The organism is Clostridium sp. FP2 (assembly GCF_011065955.2).
In the GTDB taxonomy this organism is placed as follows: Bacteria; Bacillota; Clostridia; order Clostridiales; family Clostridiaceae; genus Clostridium_AD; species Clostridium_AD tagluense.
Map to the genome: position 1 here is coordinate 3,876,378 of NZ_JAAMNI020000001.1, position 17,313 is coordinate 3,893,690.

At 30.0% G+C, this 17,313-nt stretch carries 10 protein-coding genes; 1 reads left to right on the forward strand and 9 read right to left on the reverse strand.

The window, feature by feature from the left end; all coding sequences use genetic code 11:
• Nucleotides 1-86 precede the first annotated feature (86 nt).
• The gene (locus G9F71_RS18535; RefSeq protein ID WP_164949239.1) at nt 87-713 is read right to left on the reverse strand and encodes a zinc ribbon domain-containing protein; all 627 of its coding nucleotides are present in this window, start codon (nt 711-713) and stop codon (nt 87-89) included.
• A gap of 488 nt (nt 714-1,201) precedes the next feature.
• Here G9F71_RS18535 and G9F71_RS18540 point away from each other — a divergent pair, with 488 nt between their 5' ends.
• Nucleotides 1,202-3,925, forward strand: a complete 2,724-nt coding sequence (locus G9F71_RS18540; RefSeq protein ID WP_164949240.1) for an ATP-binding protein — start codon at nt 1,202-1,204, stop codon at nt 3,923-3,925.
• A 184-nt stretch (nt 3,926-4,109) separates the two neighbouring features.
• Here the strand turns inward: G9F71_RS18540 and G9F71_RS18545 are convergent, their stop codons facing one another.
• The 8 genes from G9F71_RS18545 to G9F71_RS18580 form a co-directional block, all read right to left on the reverse strand.
• On the reverse strand, nt 4,110-5,075 hold the full coding sequence (locus G9F71_RS18545; protein ID WP_318011106.1) for an Rpn family recombination-promoting nuclease/putative transposase: 966 nt from the start codon (nt 5,073-5,075) through the stop codon (nt 4,110-4,112).
• Nucleotides 5,076-5,078: 3 nt separating this feature from the next.
• A complete protein-coding gene (ltrA, locus tag G9F71_RS18550) occupies nt 5,079-6,719 on the reverse strand; it encodes a group II intron reverse transcriptase/maturase (RefSeq protein WP_224626189.1) in 1,641 nt (546 codons plus the stop codon).
• A 966-nt stretch (nt 6,720-7,685) separates the two neighbouring features.
• Nucleotides 7,686-11,753: a VWA domain-containing protein gene (locus G9F71_RS18555; RefSeq protein WP_164951631.1), complete on the reverse strand. Its 4,068-nt coding sequence runs from the start codon at nt 11,751-11,753 to the stop codon at nt 7,686-7,688.
• A 67-nt stretch (nt 11,754-11,820) separates the two neighbouring features.
• On the reverse strand, nt 11,821-12,306 hold the full coding sequence (locus tag G9F71_RS18560; protein ID WP_224626703.1) for a PilW family protein: 486 nt from the start codon (nt 12,304-12,306) through the stop codon (nt 11,821-11,823).
• A 24-nt stretch (nt 12,307-12,330) separates the two neighbouring features.
• The gene (locus tag G9F71_RS18565; RefSeq protein WP_164951629.1) at nt 12,331-14,703 is read right to left on the reverse strand and encodes a hypothetical protein; all 2,373 of its coding nucleotides are present in this window, start codon (nt 14,701-14,703) and stop codon (nt 12,331-12,333) included.
• 12 nt (nt 14,704-14,715) lie between these two features.
• Nucleotides 14,716-15,420 (reverse strand): prepilin-type N-terminal cleavage/methylation domain-containing protein, encoded by a 705-nt coding sequence (locus tag G9F71_RS18570; protein WP_164951628.1) that lies wholly within the window; start codon nt 15,418-15,420, stop codon nt 14,716-14,718.
• A 36-nt stretch (nt 15,421-15,456) separates the two neighbouring features.
• Nucleotides 15,457-16,749, reverse strand: coding sequence for a hypothetical protein (locus G9F71_RS18575; RefSeq protein WP_164951627.1), 1,293 nt, complete (start codon nt 16,747-16,749; stop codon nt 15,457-15,459).
• Nucleotides 16,736-17,308 carry a PilN domain-containing protein gene (locus G9F71_RS18580; protein WP_164951626.1) on the reverse strand — a complete coding sequence of 191 codons (573 nt, stop codon included), beginning with the start codon at nt 17,306-17,308 and terminating at the stop codon, nt 16,736-16,738. The genes G9F71_RS18575 and G9F71_RS18580 overlap by 14 nt, the downstream gene beginning before the upstream one ends.
• Between the last annotated feature and the right edge of the window lie 5 nt (nt 17,309-17,313).

Below are 17,313 nucleotides of genomic sequence, written 5' to 3' on the forward strand. Positions count from 1 at the left end.
AATCTTTCACTTAATATATCTAAAAAATTATTTTTATCATTATTATTTTGCCCTTTAAATTTTTATGCTAATAAGATTTTATAAAATTACCTCCACAATTTTTTTTTATACTTATTAACTGAAATATCAATAGATTGATATTTTTTATTTATGTGGTGCTTAATTTCAAATTCTTTAGACTCTCCAGGTTGTATCTTTCGATCCCACTTAGTAAAATCGGAATCTAAAACATTTTTATTTAAATCATTATATTTTGCATTAACCTCAAAATATTTTATTGTTATTTTTCCAATATTTTTAACACTACCCCGCAAGTAGGTATAATTATCTTCTGCTACCCATGTCCACCCATCAATAATTACTAATTCTTTTGAATAAATACTTTCGGGGATTTTTTTCATTAACTTATGTAGCCCTTTTATTTTTTTATATAATTCAATATTTTTCAAATGAATATTTCCTAAAAATTTCTTCATTAATTTATGCGACTCTTTTGCTTTTTTAGATGCTTGAATCTTGCTTAAATTAATAATTTTTGAAAATTTCTTCATTAATTTACGTGACATTTTTGTTTTTTTAGGTAATTCAATCTTCATTGTTAGTTGTTGGCTTTCAATTAAATATGCCTCACTAATACCTCTAAGATCTTGTCCACACCTACTACAAAAGGAAGTTTTTTCTTGTAGCTCAGCCCCACAATTTTTACAATTCATATTTTAATCCTCCATTTTATCTTCTGTAATTATTACCAATAATCTCTATTAAAATTTCCATAGCAACCATATCTATTTGACAAATCAACTAACTGCCCTTTACTATTGTACTGGAATTTTGAAGATATAACAACCATAGGGTAGATCACTGAAAATGGGAGTTATTACTTTGTTATAGTATACTATACCCGCTTATAGAAGCAGTTGACTTTCCTTCTAAAATCTCCTTAAATCAAATAAAATAGTGATGTAATAATATGCGAAATATGCTATAATTTTTTAAACAGTTATGTCGAAATCATAAGAAATTTCGAATTACTTAATAGAATTTATCTCTTTTACTTTTATTTTCGCAAAAATATATTCTTAAAATTTTACATAAATTACAATATAGAATAAAACCCAAGCACATTATAAATCTATTTGTATTGTGTTTGGTTTATCACCATGAAGTCTATAAAATATGCATTGAAAAATTGGGGTGTACAATGGAAAATACTTTTAATAACATAATAATAGAAGCATCTTTATATTGCTCTGATAACATTATAATAGAGATTAATAAAGAATTTATTGATTTTACAGGCTTTACAATGAATGAACTATTAGGCAAATCACTTGTAGAACTAGGCGCTATTCTAAAAATCAACTCCCAAATACTTCTTGAAAATATTAGTAGTACGTATTCAGGGTATATATTCACAAAATCACTTTCTGCAAGAGAAGTAAATATATCACTTTCTCATAACATGGTCACAAATAAAAAAATGTATACTTTTGTTGAAAAAACAAATTCCCGACTTAGTGACAAGCTTATTTTTGTGGAACACTCATTTATAGATAATATATCCGGTGTAGCCGTTTACAGTATACCTGATTTAATATTGCTTAAAACAAATCAAAAGTATCTTGAATTTATGGCTTCGCCTTTTAATAAAGAGGAAAATAGTCTAGGTAGCCCTATTAACGAAATTATAGCTGGATTTATAGGAAGCCCATCTGAAGACATTTGGAATACTGTTGTTGAAACACAGAAGGCTAGTTATACAAAAGAATTTGAATTTAATGATCCTATAAAAGGCATAACTTATTGGGATTTTACCAAAATACCTATATTTGAAAATGGAAATATAAAATACATTTATGAAATTTCTATTGAGATTACTGAAAAGATTTTTAAAGACCGGAGTATATATAAGCAACGCAAGATGATAGAGCATCAAAAGGAGCAGTTAGAAGAGCAAAATACACGACTAATTAATATAATTGAAAATTTATCTGAGGGAGTAATGATTGCGGATAATAAAGGTAAAATTATAATGACAAACCTAGAAGCCCAAAGGTTATTTTATCAATCAGACAAAGTAATTGATTTAGGTGAAGCTCTTAAAAACACTAAGGCATTTGATATGAAAGGGAATGAGATACCATTTAAAAATTTTCCTTCAATTAGAGCTTTAAATGGTGAAAGAGTAAAAAATGCTAAAATGTTCGTAAGCCATCCTAATAAAGAGTATTTTGAGGAAATTAGCTCAATCCCAATTTATAATACAAATGGCGATTTAACTATGGCAGTATCCTGTTTCCATGATATTACTGAAACAATTGAGCAATCTAAAAAAATCGAAGAACAGAAAAATCTATTAGAAGCTATCATAGAAAATATAGTTGACAGTATTACTATTTTTGATAATAAAGGACAACATATACTACTTAATAAATCAGCAAGGGAACTGTATTTCCCCTCCTCTGAATACATAGGCAAGATTGGTGATGAGTGTACCCAATCTGAGTTTTATAATATTCATGGAGATAAAATTGATTTTGAAAATACTCCAGCACGTGTTATAAGGGGTGAAAAATTCAAAAATATGAGACTAAAAGTAAAATCTCCTAATAAAACATTAGAAATAGATGTTAGTGGTACACCTATTTATGACAGTGAAGGTAAATTTACTTTAGGGGTGCTTTGCAGCCGTGACATGACCGACTATTTTAAGCATGAGGAAGCTATAAGAACCCGAAATGAATTCTTAAACAGAATTATAAATACTTTGGGTTTACCTGTTATTAGATTATCATGTCCCGATTTAAAAATCGTTGATATTAATAAAAAAGCATTTAGTTTCATTAAATTATTACTACCTAATGTGCAATCAACCAATCAGATAAAAAATTATAAAACTTCCGATTTATTTAAATTATTAAATACAAGTGAATATTGCCTGTGCATTAGTGATATGTTAAAAGATAAGAAAACTAAATTCTTGAATAAACAAAGTTATTTTGTAGATGGAAATGAAATTTATTGGAATGTTGTCTTTGAACCACTCCTTGATGTAAATGGAGAAATTGAGGAAATTTTAATTTTAATAATAGATGTTACTAATGAAATAAAATCTAATATAGTTATGGAAAAAGCATTAAAATCACAAGGAGAATTTCTTGTAAACATATCTCATGAACTTAAGACACCACTAAATGTTATATTTGCAACAGCTCAACTATTTAATATGTATTGCGAAAGTGGATCCCTTGATGATAAGAAAGATTCCATTGTTAAATATATAGACTCTATCAAGCAAAACTCCTATAGACTATCTAAAATTATTAACAACATAGTTGATTTATCAAAAATTGAAGCAGGCTTCTACAAATTGAACCTATCTAATAACAATATAGTCGAAGTTGTAGAGGAAATAGTAATGTCTGTAACTACTTTTACTGACAGTAAAGATTTAAATATTATTTTTGATACAGATGTAGAAGAAAAAATCATTGCCTGTGACACAGAAAAGATAGAGAGAATAGTATTAAATCTTATATCAAATGCCATAAAATTTTCAGATAAAGGTGATGAAATACTTGTAGCTATTAATGATAAGAATGAATTTGTTGAAATATCAGTAAAGGATAATGGCGTAGGCATTGAACCTGAGTACTTGGATATGATATTTGATAGATTTAATCAGGTAGATAAATCGCTATCAAGAAATGCAGAAGGTACAGGTATTGGCTTAAGCTTAGTTAAGTCCATTGTGGAACTACACGGTGGTAGTATAAATGTTGAAAGTGAATTTGGAAAAGGAAGTAAGTTTACAGTTATTATTCCTTCAGCAAAGGTACTTCATGAAAATAAGATATACAGTAGCAAGGTGAAAAACGGAAATGAAAATATAAAAGTAGAACTTTCAGATGTTTATTCTTCATAATAATTCCATAGAAAAAGGCACCTGAGGTAAGCAGATGCCTTTTTCTATATACGAATATTATATTCCAGTACTCGCTATGATATTTGGTTTTTAAATTTACATTTTTCGATATAAAGCACAATATAACAGGTAACATAGTGATGCTAACGTTGCCAGTACAAATTTGCTACAGCACAAAGGAGTTCTAATTTAATTTCCTCTTAATATTTTCAACTTCTTCAACACTTAATCCAGTTCCCTTAGCAACCATATCAACGGCTAATCCCATTAACAAAAAATTCTTAGCATTTTTTATTGTTGCTTCTTTTAATCCTTCTTTTAATCCTTCTTCCAATCCTTCTTTTAATCCTTGTTCTCTTGCACTTTTTAATCTTGTCATTTGATCATGAAGTTCTGCCTCCCTTGATTCATAAGCAGCTCTTGCCTTATCATCTTTACTTATAACCTCAAGAATATTATAGGCTTTTCTTATTTTTTCATTTTTCTCAGCTAACATCAAAAACGCCTCCTTATTTCTTGCTTGCAAAAACATCATCCATTGAACTACTGGTTCATCTTCATCTTTAGGAACATTATCATCAAATAACTTTGGTAGCTCCAGATAATGAATCTCTAATACATCAGTTAATTTTTCATTAGTTTCATCTTCTGTTATATGAAAGCTTGTATGAAGCTTATTTATATCTATACACTTAAAATCAACTATATTTATAGTAATACATTTTTCAAGCTTATCATAAGTATCTCCTGATTTTATCTGCCCATTGTACATCTTACTCCAATAAAACAAAGTTCTTTCGGCCATATACGCTGTATATAAAACCTGAATTTCTATATCTATATGCTCACCATTTTTGGTTTTAGCTCTAACATCTAATATACCTTTTCTATCCTCTGCAAACTCTCTTAATAATTCTGTATTAATGAGTTCTATTTCTTCTAATTCATCCTGTGGCATTTTGAGTATTGCATTTAATAATTCTATTAATAAATCTTTATTCTTTTCATCTCCAAATAATAATTTGCTGACTAGGTAGGTGGAATTACTTCCACTTTCCCGTCTAAGAACCGTACTTGAAAGTTTCCCTTCATACGGCTCAAGCCCCTGAAAGCATTCTTTAGCATGAAAATGCCGGTTTCTATTAATAATTGGTCAATTGGTTAAAGTACAAGCCCTATGTGCTAATAATACTTTATCCTTTTGTTTATTTCCAATAGGATTATTATTATTATTATTATTATTATTATTATTATATGTTATACTTCTTTCTTCAGCAGTGTCCATTGATAATCCACATATAGTACATTTTCCATTCTGTTTTACCCATAATTTTTTAAATATTCCGGTTAGCTTCTTTGCTCCCAATTTGTACTTTCGCTCTTCAAAATATTGAGTATCAGTATATGGATTTTTATTAAGCTTTAGTGGTATATGTCTGATTATTTTCTTATCACTCATTAAAATCAGCTTCTTATTATCCTTGAATACCCAATTTCTAGCACCGTGTACTTTCCAGTATTTTGATTTTATCCATCTTTTGCCTTTGTTAGGATGTCTCCTTTTTGCCCATTTCCATAACATTTGAAATGTAATATGGTCTATCTTTTGAAATATATCATTTGATACAGCACATTGATGGTAATTACTCCATCCAGTTATTATTTGATTTAACTTTATTATTAATATATCCTGTTCTACTGATTTATTCCCCTTTATAATCGCACTAATTTTACTTATTACCCTTTTAATTGATTTTTGAGATGGCTTAATCAGCAACTTACCTTTATATTTCTTTATATTCCATCCAATAAAATCAAAGCCTTCATCTATATGAGTTATTATTGTCTTTTCATCTGACAATTCTAGCCCTCTTTGGATTAAAAAACTTTTTATTATTTCTTTTGCTTTTATAGCAGTTTCACTGTCGGGAGCTGTAACAATAAAGTCATCCGCATAGCGGATTAGATTAACCTTGGGTCTTTCATTATTTCGGATTTTTGTACTTCTTTTAAATGTGCTTTTCAATAATTCGTCTATACCATCAAGAGTAAAATTAGCTAAACAAGGACTAATTGGAGAACCTTGTGCGGTTCCGCTTTTTGTAGAGAATAGTTTCCCCTTATATACATATCCAGATTTAATAAGCTTATTTAATACATTAGTATCCATAGGAGAGTTATCTGTTAGCCATTTATGTGATATATTATTAAAACAGCCTTTGATGTCTCCTTCTAGAACCCATGTTGGGGATGACTTGCGACTAAAGTTTATAAATATTTGTGACATAGCGTCTACACAACTTCTGTTTTTTCGAAATCCAAATGATGTTTTGTCACTCATGCTTTCTACAACAGGATCCAATCCCATCATATATAATGTTTGCATAGCTCTATCATGCATTGTAGCTATTCCAAGCGGTCTCAATTTCCCATTTTGTTTTCGTATATTTACTCTTTTTAATGGTTTAGGTTTATAGTTCTTACTGTTAAGCAACTTTACTGCTTCACATTTTTTCTTTGCTGAATTCCAGAGTATATTATCTATGCCCGGTGTTTTCTTACCTTTGTTTGTTGTTATACGTTTTACTGACATTAGTTTAGCATAGTGGGAATGAACCAGCATTCGCTGTAATTCTTTTACAAGTTTCCAATTTTTATTAATAGTCGCCTTTACAATCCTAGCTTGAATCTTATTAACGAATTTTTCAATGTTTTTCCAATCAATGCTTTTCCAATAAAAGCTTGCTTGTTTTTCGTCTAAGTTTGCAGTCTGTTTAATTAACAGTATACACATCTCCCTTATTCGTAAGATTCATTCCTTTAATGTAATCAAGCACCATAGTATAAGTCAGCATCCTTTCGGATCACTCCAAATATTGAAGAGTTATACCTTCCATTACAGAAGATCTTTCGCTTTTTATACTTTCCTATACCCTCTACTTCCCATAAAAAAAAGGGCCTGTATAGGGCTTACCGAGTTCCAGTTTAAAACCAATTCAATGTGCCTTAGAACCTGTCTATAGCCCGGAGATACTGACCATCTTGCATACTGCATTTTCAGACATTATGCCCTTATCTCTCACCTTTTTTGTCCAAGCGTGTCAACCTTTTTTCGCTTGTTTGACTTAACGAGCCTTGCAACAGTTTGTTTATCCTGTTCATAACACATCATTTATGCTTGCAGTAGATAGGATAAGGTTTCCCATTTTTCCCGCTTTGTCCCAACAGCTTAGTACATTTCTGTTGCCAAAAATGCACCTGTGGTAGCATTACCCCAAATGGTAGGGATAGCCCAAAAGTTTAGTTAATACTTAGGCAGCTTTTAAACCGACCTCTCGTCACAGAAAAGCAAAATCATTCTTAGGTGACATTATAAACCCATCATTTAAAACTTCTCTTGTTACCACTTTAATCACCACACCTTAAATATATTTATATTTTTATTATATACCATATTGTGCTTTCCTTAAACAAAGAAATAGGCTAAATAGTAATTTAGCTATCTAAAACAGACCTTAATGAAATACTAGACACATTAGCAATGACTGAACCAGGAATAAGCATCAAAACATTTAATTGCTACATACATCTAATCTTAATCTAAAAGAGCTCCGATAAAATTTTATTTATCGAAGCCCTTTTATATATAGATACCCTGCTATGTCCTTCAGACCCTACTTTTTACAGCACACACTTTCCCTTAGCTTGTCATTGGTAATTTTTACACCCTTGGGATGATTTTTAAAAAAAGTTAGACTCGCTATTGTAAATCTGGTAACCTCGCAACGTTAATTTTACAAGGACTTGCTACGCTGTTTCCTACTTTTATAAAATTAGTTAATTTGTGTCCAACAATTGCATTGGATTTTACAGTGCCTTTATACGCAAAGATAAAATGAGTGATATCACCCTCTATCGTAGGCATAGTAATGTTAAAACTACCAGTTTTACTTGTAACATCTATATTTGAAACACAAATTGGTTGACCATTTCCTATTATTTTATACAATTTCAAATCAGAAATTGTAAAGTCCTTATCAATTGTGATTTGTATATTGGGACTTTTAATTGATGTTTCAAATTCTACACCAAAGTTTCCACTAAAACCTTTTACTATTGCATACTCTGCTTTATCATTAACTACACCATTTATAAACATTCCATGTTTTATAATAATAATAGTTGTATCTACTTTTAAGCTAAATTGCGGAAATTCCATTTGAGCCTTCATGTTACCATTCAATTCTGTATAGGTAAGAATGGATTTCCCCAAATCACTTAAAACATAATTATCTTTCACAACCTTTGCTTTTAATGGAATTTGAATGATTATTGGTGATGCCGTATAAATCTGTTGTCCCTTTACCGTGCTTAGTGTATAGTTTATGGGCGAAACGAGTTTTGTCTCAAGGCCCTTCACTATAACGACCTTACCATTCACGATACTATCTTGATCATTGACAGTAATGCTCTGTGTACTACTTTGACCATTTACAATAACTGCTGCATTTTTCGTTCCATCAATTTCTATATCTTGTGGATACACATCTGTTAATGTAATATCACCTAAAGATATCGTATTCTTATAACTTCCATCGGTGTTCTTAAAACTATCTCTAAGGGGCACATCATTTGGCGTGATTGTGTATTGCAAAGTAAATCCCTCTTTTAGAGTTGCTTCATTTTTACCACTAACAAGATTTTTGCTTAAAGTCAATCTATTTTCCACTATAAATGGTCCATAGAATCCTTCTCTTTGTATATCTGTTCCCATTCCTGTTTGGTAAGCGATATAATAATTTCCTGGTGCTGTTGGCAATTTCACCCCTGCATTCCCTGTAAATACATTTTCTGCATATTCTCCAGGTGCATTGCTTTTCGATGGATAAAACCAATTTGTTGGGACATTCGTACTACCGCTTTCCACTGCTCCACTCTTACTATATACCATTCTAAATTCTGCTTCTCCACCCCAGTTGAAATATTCCAAATGAATGGGATAATATTGATCTGCTTTTAAATGAACTACTTCATGCGTGCTTCCAAATGTAGTGGCTTGCACTTTAAACATATTTGTAAATGCGTTGGTTTGTCCATTTGCTGTAATATATCCTCTGCATCCATCATCAGAGACTGATCCAAATTCATAATCTCCCTCTTGGTCAACTTTAATATATCCCCAAAATTTTGATGCTTCTTTGTAATCTCCTCCAATATTTAAGTAACTCATGAAAACAGAATTTGTATCCCACCTTTTATTTACTGTACTGTTTCCAACATTATAAGGTGCTACATCTTTCCAAGTTCCATATGCATCGACACTACTAGAAATATCTGTAGTTTTATACATTGTAGCATCAGAAGGATATTTAAACACTTTCTGCGGATCATTCCATCCCTTTTCATCGCTCATTGTTGCCATATGATTTACATCATAAGTTCTCCACTTTAGTTTTCCAGGTTTATCTGCCTCTACATCTCCATTATATGATTCATTCTGTAAATCAATCTTGTTCCAATTCGCTGAAGGCATTGTTTGAGGGTTCGTACTTTGATTGATAAATTGATATTGAAAAAAATTCAATGCATTCCCTTTTACCGACATATTGGCATAAGCATCCCCACATAGATATGATGGATTTAAGAATTTATCCACTCTAGGGTTTGTATCTCCATTGAGTACACTATATTTCTCCGCCACATTTCCTGTGGAATCCGTTACTTGAATTCCAACCTCTGGAAGAATAGTTCCGTTCAATATCAAAGTATTAAAGTATTTTTTCACAGTTTGTCCTGCCGCTGTATAATTTACAAAGGAGGAATTGTTATCTCCTAAAATGTAATTTCCAGTCCCATTTGCTTTATAAGTTACATCAAATGTAACAGGGTTCTGTGCTATATAAGATTTTTTATCTGGGCTCAATTTATAACATATATCATTTATTTTACCATGTATCTGTGTTCCTAATTGTTTTAACCCATAAGGCAAAGTTTGTGAATCTACCATGGCTAGGTTAGTAGAAATATTTTCTACAAAATCAGCACTGGCAATAATTTCAGAATCAATGGTTTTGTAAATTTTATTATACACTGCACTTACACTGGATTCATCTAATGCGGGATAATAAGACCCCTCCGCTGAAGTAGCTATTTGACTATTGTTCGTTGCAGCTCCAGTACCAAACCCTACTATAAAAGTATTCATTTTCATATCAGAATCAGCTATTTTTTTAGCTATTATTTTTGCATACTCCAAACCTTTTGTATCACTTCTTTGATTTCCGCGATTATTCCACCCATACATATCATACATAATATTATAAGCAGCATAATATGGCGTATTCTCTTCACCTGTAGAATATTCCCAGTTATTTTTACAACTATAAGTATTTGCCTCTCCATCCGTCATAAGAAGGATGTACTTATCATGGTTGTTGTTTTGATTCGATAATGAATAATAAGCCTGCCTTAATCCATCGCCAGTATTTGTAAAGTTATCCATAGTCAACTTTCCAATTTTAGTGTTTACATCACTCCTATTTCCAGAGTTCATGTTAGTAAATCTCAAACTCTGTGTTCCCACTTTGTTGTATTCCACTAAAGAAATATTAACATTTCCATTTCCATCAAACTTATTAACAAATTGTTTTGCAACATCTTGTATAATTTTTAATCTTGATTTCTCTCCATCATAGTAAGGCTCACGATCCGACCCCGGTATCCAATTCATACTTGTAGAAGTATCCATAACCAAAACAATATCTTTTTTCTTCTCCTCTGGTTGAAATTCCGTTACTGGAATAGGTTTTGGTGCAAGTAAATATTTTACAGTAAAAGTATTTCCATTTTGTATATTACTTGCATTTGTAGTTCTACTAATATCTAACAAATCCAATGTGGTTGGATTTGTTGGATTTGTAGATTTTGTATTAATTAAAAGCTTTACAAAGTCAATGGCAAATGCATCTCCAGTAGTATTCAATTGTTCATCATCTATTTTTATAAAGAGTTGTCCTTGATTTAGATTACTTAAAAATCTTTCTGGAATTTCCATCGTAACCAATTGTCCCTTATATCCCGTTTGATCCAACGAATTAATAAGCGCTTCAATTTCTGAAACTCGTTGCCCGTTTATTGTAAAAGTATATTGATTCTTTCCATTAGAAAGCTCCGCACTTTTTCTATCGGCATTTTTCGGTTGCAAATCACCTAAATACATTTGAAGTGTTGCATCTTTTATCACTATCTTTGAACCAGTCTGATAATTGGCTAAATCATAATACATATCTACACTATTTAATGTTGTACTGCTTCTAGGTGTATCTCTTGTAAATGCATCTGCTACATCTATTTTCCAATTATTCAGATTGTTTAAATCGTTATAATAATTCCAATTTTGCTGATTGTTTTGGTTATATCTATTGTTCCAATCACCATAATCCTTCCAATATTTCTGATCGTTTTGGTACTCATGGTCATAATCATAACCTGTTGGCAGCATAATTCTATCTGTAGGATTCGGTTCATCTGCTGCCGCACTCGGAACTGCTAGCATCCTTGTTTGATCTCCTGAAAAAGGATTAAAATTCGATGGCCATCCCCCTCCGAAATTGTCTATATCGCCCATTCTTATCATAAGTTCTGCCTCTGATGTGTTCATTTGGCGTGCTGTTTTAGCATTCCAATCCCCGTTCGCATTATCAGTTGTTGCAAAAGCAATCTTAGGAACCCCTGCAAATATGGTAACGATCATAACCATAACTAAAAAAATTCCAATTGATTTCATCTGTGTTTTTTTCTTTGTTTTAAAATTTTTGTTAAAGTTCATATTTCTCCCCCATATCCTAATCTTTATTTCTAAAGTTAACTTCATTAACAAATTTCTTATCTACATGTTACATAGCATTTCTGAAATAAATTGTTGTACTAATAGATTTTTCCACATCATCTTTTCTTAGTTTAATTTCTAATTGAACCCCATTGGCGATTTTAGTACATGCAATATATTCAATAAACTGTCCACATTCTACTCCATTTAAAAGAAGTTTTTTACTGCTATCTAAAGTGAATGTGTGAGTTTCTTTAACTATTAAAGTATTAGGTTCCTTATCTATGAATTCAATAGAATCATTAATACTATCAATTTTATCATCATTATCTGAGGTAGTTAATTTCATCTCACTACATTGAATAGCTGTATTAGAAATTTTTTCAATAACTTTATCTCCCTCAGATTGTATTTCTATTTCAATCTGAGCTTTGTTTATAGTTTTATAATTGGTGAAAAAAAATGTGGCTATTGCTGAAAGGATTATTCCTAAAATAGCTAAAGTTATTAAAACTTCTATTAAGGTAAATCCTCTTAACTTTCGTGTGAACACATAAACCAACTCACTTCCACCATTTTATTTTACCAATGACCAATTCTTTAATTTAATTAATTTTTGACTTTTAATTCTTGTATTAACATTGCTTGCATTACCTAAAGATACATCAATTTGCACATTTGCTTTTGGGCTGGGAGTATTTTCATCTTCTTTAAATAAATTGTTAAAAATATTATAATTTGATGCAATAAGTTTTTTTAAGTAATTTTCATCATAATTAATTACTTTTTTATTATCATCCAATATACTTATGTTACCATTAACTATTATAGTTCCTGTAAAATTCATAGCACCATAAATTGACAAATTACCATTTACTACAATTATACCTTTTGCATTTTGACTAGGTATATTTATATCTGTTTCATTACTTGGGTTACTATTATTAAATGATAATACATAATTTTTAGGTTCTTTCTTAATTACAATCACTTCGCTCACATCTTTTTCATGGAGAGCACTTATCCTATTTATAGATGAGACATTATCTGAACCAAAATTAACTTGAGTTCCTACATCTCTTATAGGTCTTTTAACATCATTAAGTTTGATATCTAATGATGTTAACTCTTCCTCCGATGGAGATATTCCCATAAAATACACATTTTTGTTATACTCATTTTTTTTATTTTTCAACTTATCTAAAAATTTGGCATCATTAGTTACATTTCCAGTGTACACATTATTTTTTTTTGTTCCACTATTACTAATTTCATTTATAATAGTGGCACCTGTATGAATTGACCTATTCGATTTTATATTTACTCCATCGCTCTTTCCAAAATTCAAGCCATTCAATTCATTATTGTTATTTTTTTGTTCTACATAATATTTAAAATAATCACTCTTATCTTGAACCAAAAGTGGTTTACCATTTTTAAACTTAGAGGCTAAAATAAGCGGTTCATATTGTTCAAAGATAATATTACCTTCCTTAAGACTAGGATTTCTAGCACTTTCATTAATATTATTTAGTGGTTCTGTATAAGCTCTATAATTTCCTTTTATCGACAAGGATTCTCCCGTTTGATACATAGGTAAAGTATTAATATAAGCAGTCCCCATGATAATACTTTCTTCTCCAATACTTAAACTTGAGCCGATTAACTTACCATCTGTATCTATTTCACCTAGATCATCTGAGTTTATTATAATTGAACTTGATGTATCTGGAGTTATATTGTCGCTTCCTTCCTCCATACCATAAAAGCTACCTTTTATATCTATTTTACTTTTTTCTGAATTTAATTCTAAATCATCAACAGTACATACATTTCCATATAAATTGTTAAATTTATTAATAGTTAATGTCGATCCATCGGAACCTTCCTTTACAATCACATTTCTAGCATATACGTTCCCACTAACTGCTACGTTACTTTCTTTAGAAAATACAGATAAATCTCCATTTGTAGAAATGTCTCCAGTAACATTTACATTTGGATTTAAGATTTCAATCCCACCATTACTATCCGTCTTTGATTCTCCTTTAACATATATGTCACCATTAACATTTAACTCTCCATTATTTTCAATTTTCATATCTCCATCTGCACATATAGACTTCGACCATACTATATTTTTAAATATTTCCTTGTGGTTATTTTGAACATAAAAAGCATCTTCATAGTCCGGTGTGTAAATATCATAATCAGCTTTTATGATTTTTTCTATATTCTTATTTTTATATATGGATTTTAAATTAACAGTAAACCTATTTTCACTATCAAAACTCATAACATTATCAAAATTTTCTACATACACAATTGCCTTTTGATTTTGCGGCATCCTTAATATATATTTTTTATTAAAAGCTAAAATTAAATTATTTCCACTGTCTTCCACTGTATTGATTAATGCTATCTTTTTAATTACAAAAGACTTATAACTATCCTTAAATAAATCATTTTGCTCTTTTTTTATTAAATCAATGTTTATTGATAAGTCGTCATTTACATAAACACTATTATTTAAAGGATTAATTATAAACTTACTTATATCATCTATTTGCTTTTCCAATTCATCTATAACATCTTTATCTAGATTTGGCTCTAATGCCGTCTTAGCGTCTTCAATTTTTCTTTTTTCTAATATCTTATTCAAAAAAATTTCTTTGTTTACTACCTGCTCATCTAAATGCAAATTACTCATATATAATTTAACATCGTCATTTCCTTTAGAAATAGCTTCATCTACCATTTTTCCAATAATTCCATAAGCTTCGTCTATACCAGATTCTGAAGCATACATATTAGTTTTTATATTCCCTTTTACTATTTTAACTTTATAATTTGATGCTGCTAAAGAAATCATAGCCATTCCTAAAATACTTAATATTGCGAACACAATAAGCACTAAAACTAAAGATGAACCTTTTTTACTCTTTTTCAAATCATCACTCCCTTATTCTAAGAAAGTTTTATATCCTTCAATTTTTTGTAATGTTTCATTGTTTTTCTTAACTTCAACAGTTATTTTATATAGCCTATAGTTATTGGTATTAACGGTAGTGTCTTGTGACACATTCGTAAAAACACTAATCTGACCATCGCATTTTTTTATTGAATACTGTTTTGACTCCTTAATAAAATATACTTTCAACTCTCTACTACTATTATTTGTTAAATAAATATCTATTGGCTTATCTACACTTAATTTTACATTTACATTATTGCTTGCACTAGCTTTCAGTTCCATGTCGATTTGATCAATGCCAACAGTTTTAATATTTAAGTCTAATGGAATACCATTTCTTTTTTCTACATTATTTTCCACCTCAGCATCATACTTTATATTAACGACATTTTTGTCATTAATTTTATATTCTTCTACTTGATTAATAGTTCTTAAAACCTCAAATTCTTTTTCTTTTATGGATTCATTCATTGGGAAAATTGTATTGTTATCAATAACATATTCAGATGATTTTATTTCTTCTAAATATTTTTGTGCAATATTGACTGCCTGAAGCTTATTATCGGATTTCTTATTAATTTTCACAGTAGATGTAGTTAAGGATAGTATTGGACCAATGACAATACTTAAAATCGCTAAACTTAGGATTACTTCTATTAGCGTAAATCCCTTTTTGTATTTTATCCCCTCCATAACTCATCCTCCTCAAATCCTAAACCATTATTATATCTATATTATATTAATTTTAATTTTTCCAAATTCATTAGAAATTTTAACCCTAGGTTTAGTTTTATCATCATCCTCAATATCTAAATTAACTTCTAAATTCGTTTTATTATAAAGTTTAATATTTACTCCTGATAAATCTGCTCCAGAATTTCTTATATGAGAATATATTTTTATTTTTATATCCCTACCAAAAGGAGAAAATTCTTTTTGTGTATTAAAATCTTTTGGATAAACATCTCGTGTAGTTTTGTATTTATAGAAATATTTACTACCAATTTGAATTAAGTATAATTCAATATTTTCTTCACCTTCATTATCAGCATATACATAAGTATCTTTTAAACTATCTTTAGCCTTTCCTAGCATTACAGTTGGAAGATCCGATGTGGTAGGTCTAACACTCATCAAAAAGTCATATTGAATTTCTTGTTTTTGTGTAGCAGTACTGCTTAAAACTGCTACAGTATCAACTGAGCTACTCCCCCCAACAAAAGGATTCCCCTTACCACTAGGCCTTTTATAATTCCACTTAAAGTTATCATTACTATTAATTTTAGGAACACCATAAAACTCTAATATGAGATTTCCCGATACACCACTACCCTCAGCTGCTGCTAGGTTTATGTTACTTACTATTGTCTTTTTTTCATATTTCTCTACTTGCTCTATAAAACTTATAAGTTCATCATAGTTTCCTTTAAAATTAAGTGTAACTTGCATTTTATATGCACCGATAGACTTTGAGTTATCAGCTTTCGCAGTAGATTTTTCTGTATTTGTGGTACTTGCTTGCACCTTACTATCCTTTGTTTTTTCACTATTAGCATCTTTCTTATTAGTACCATTAAAGTCGCTTACCAACTTGTCCAATTCATTAGCAGCATTTTTGTTTTTATCTCCAGCTTTCGCACTAGTGCCTTCAGTTTTGCTCGTACTTTCTCGCGTGTTTCCACTACTTACTTCTGAGAATCCTAATACCTCTACTTGAAGATTACTGTCTTTAATCATTTTATCTAAAACCATTATAATTTTTTCCTGCTCTATTGATGGAAACAGCATATCTGTTTTGCTAAATATTTTAGCATTTAAAATTTTATACTCTTGATTTTTTTTATCTTTTGATGCAATCTTTGCTTTAACTTGCTCCCATTTTTGCGAATAAGAATCTCTACTGGTTTTTAACTGCGTTATCTTTTGATCTTGTTTTGTGTAAACAAATTTGTAAAAAACATAGCCTAATAACATTATTAATAAAACTCCTAGTAGCATTTGCTCCCTTTTAGTTACCTTCATTATTATCAACATCCTTTAAAGTACAATTTACACTAAAAGTTAAATTTTTATTTTCTTTAGACGAAGAATTTATGCTAGCAATATGAACATCTCTTACCACATCTAAATTTCTTAAAGTACGTTCAAACACAGCTATAGTTTCTCTATCTTTTCCTTCAGCTTGCAGCTGAAGCCCCTTAGAATCAAAAGCCATCACTTTATAATACACCCCTTCTGGAATGCAAGAATTTATTTTATTTAATAGTTTACTACCTACAAAATCACTATTATTTATGCCATCACTAATATTAGATGCTATGCCATAATACTGGTTCATTATAGCTAACTTTTTCTCTTCATTTTCTATTTCGTTTAACTTAACTATATTTTCTTTCAAACTTAAATTTTGCTGTATGTCTACTATTTGTGAATTTAGCTTACTTATCTTAAAGTAATTAAAGGCATAAGTAAAAGTAATAAATAAGACTAAACCTATAGATAAAATAGCAGCATAAAAATATTCTTTTTTATAGTCCCTTTTATGCCCTGTATAAGGAACAAAAAAGTTAAAATCCTTCATAAGTT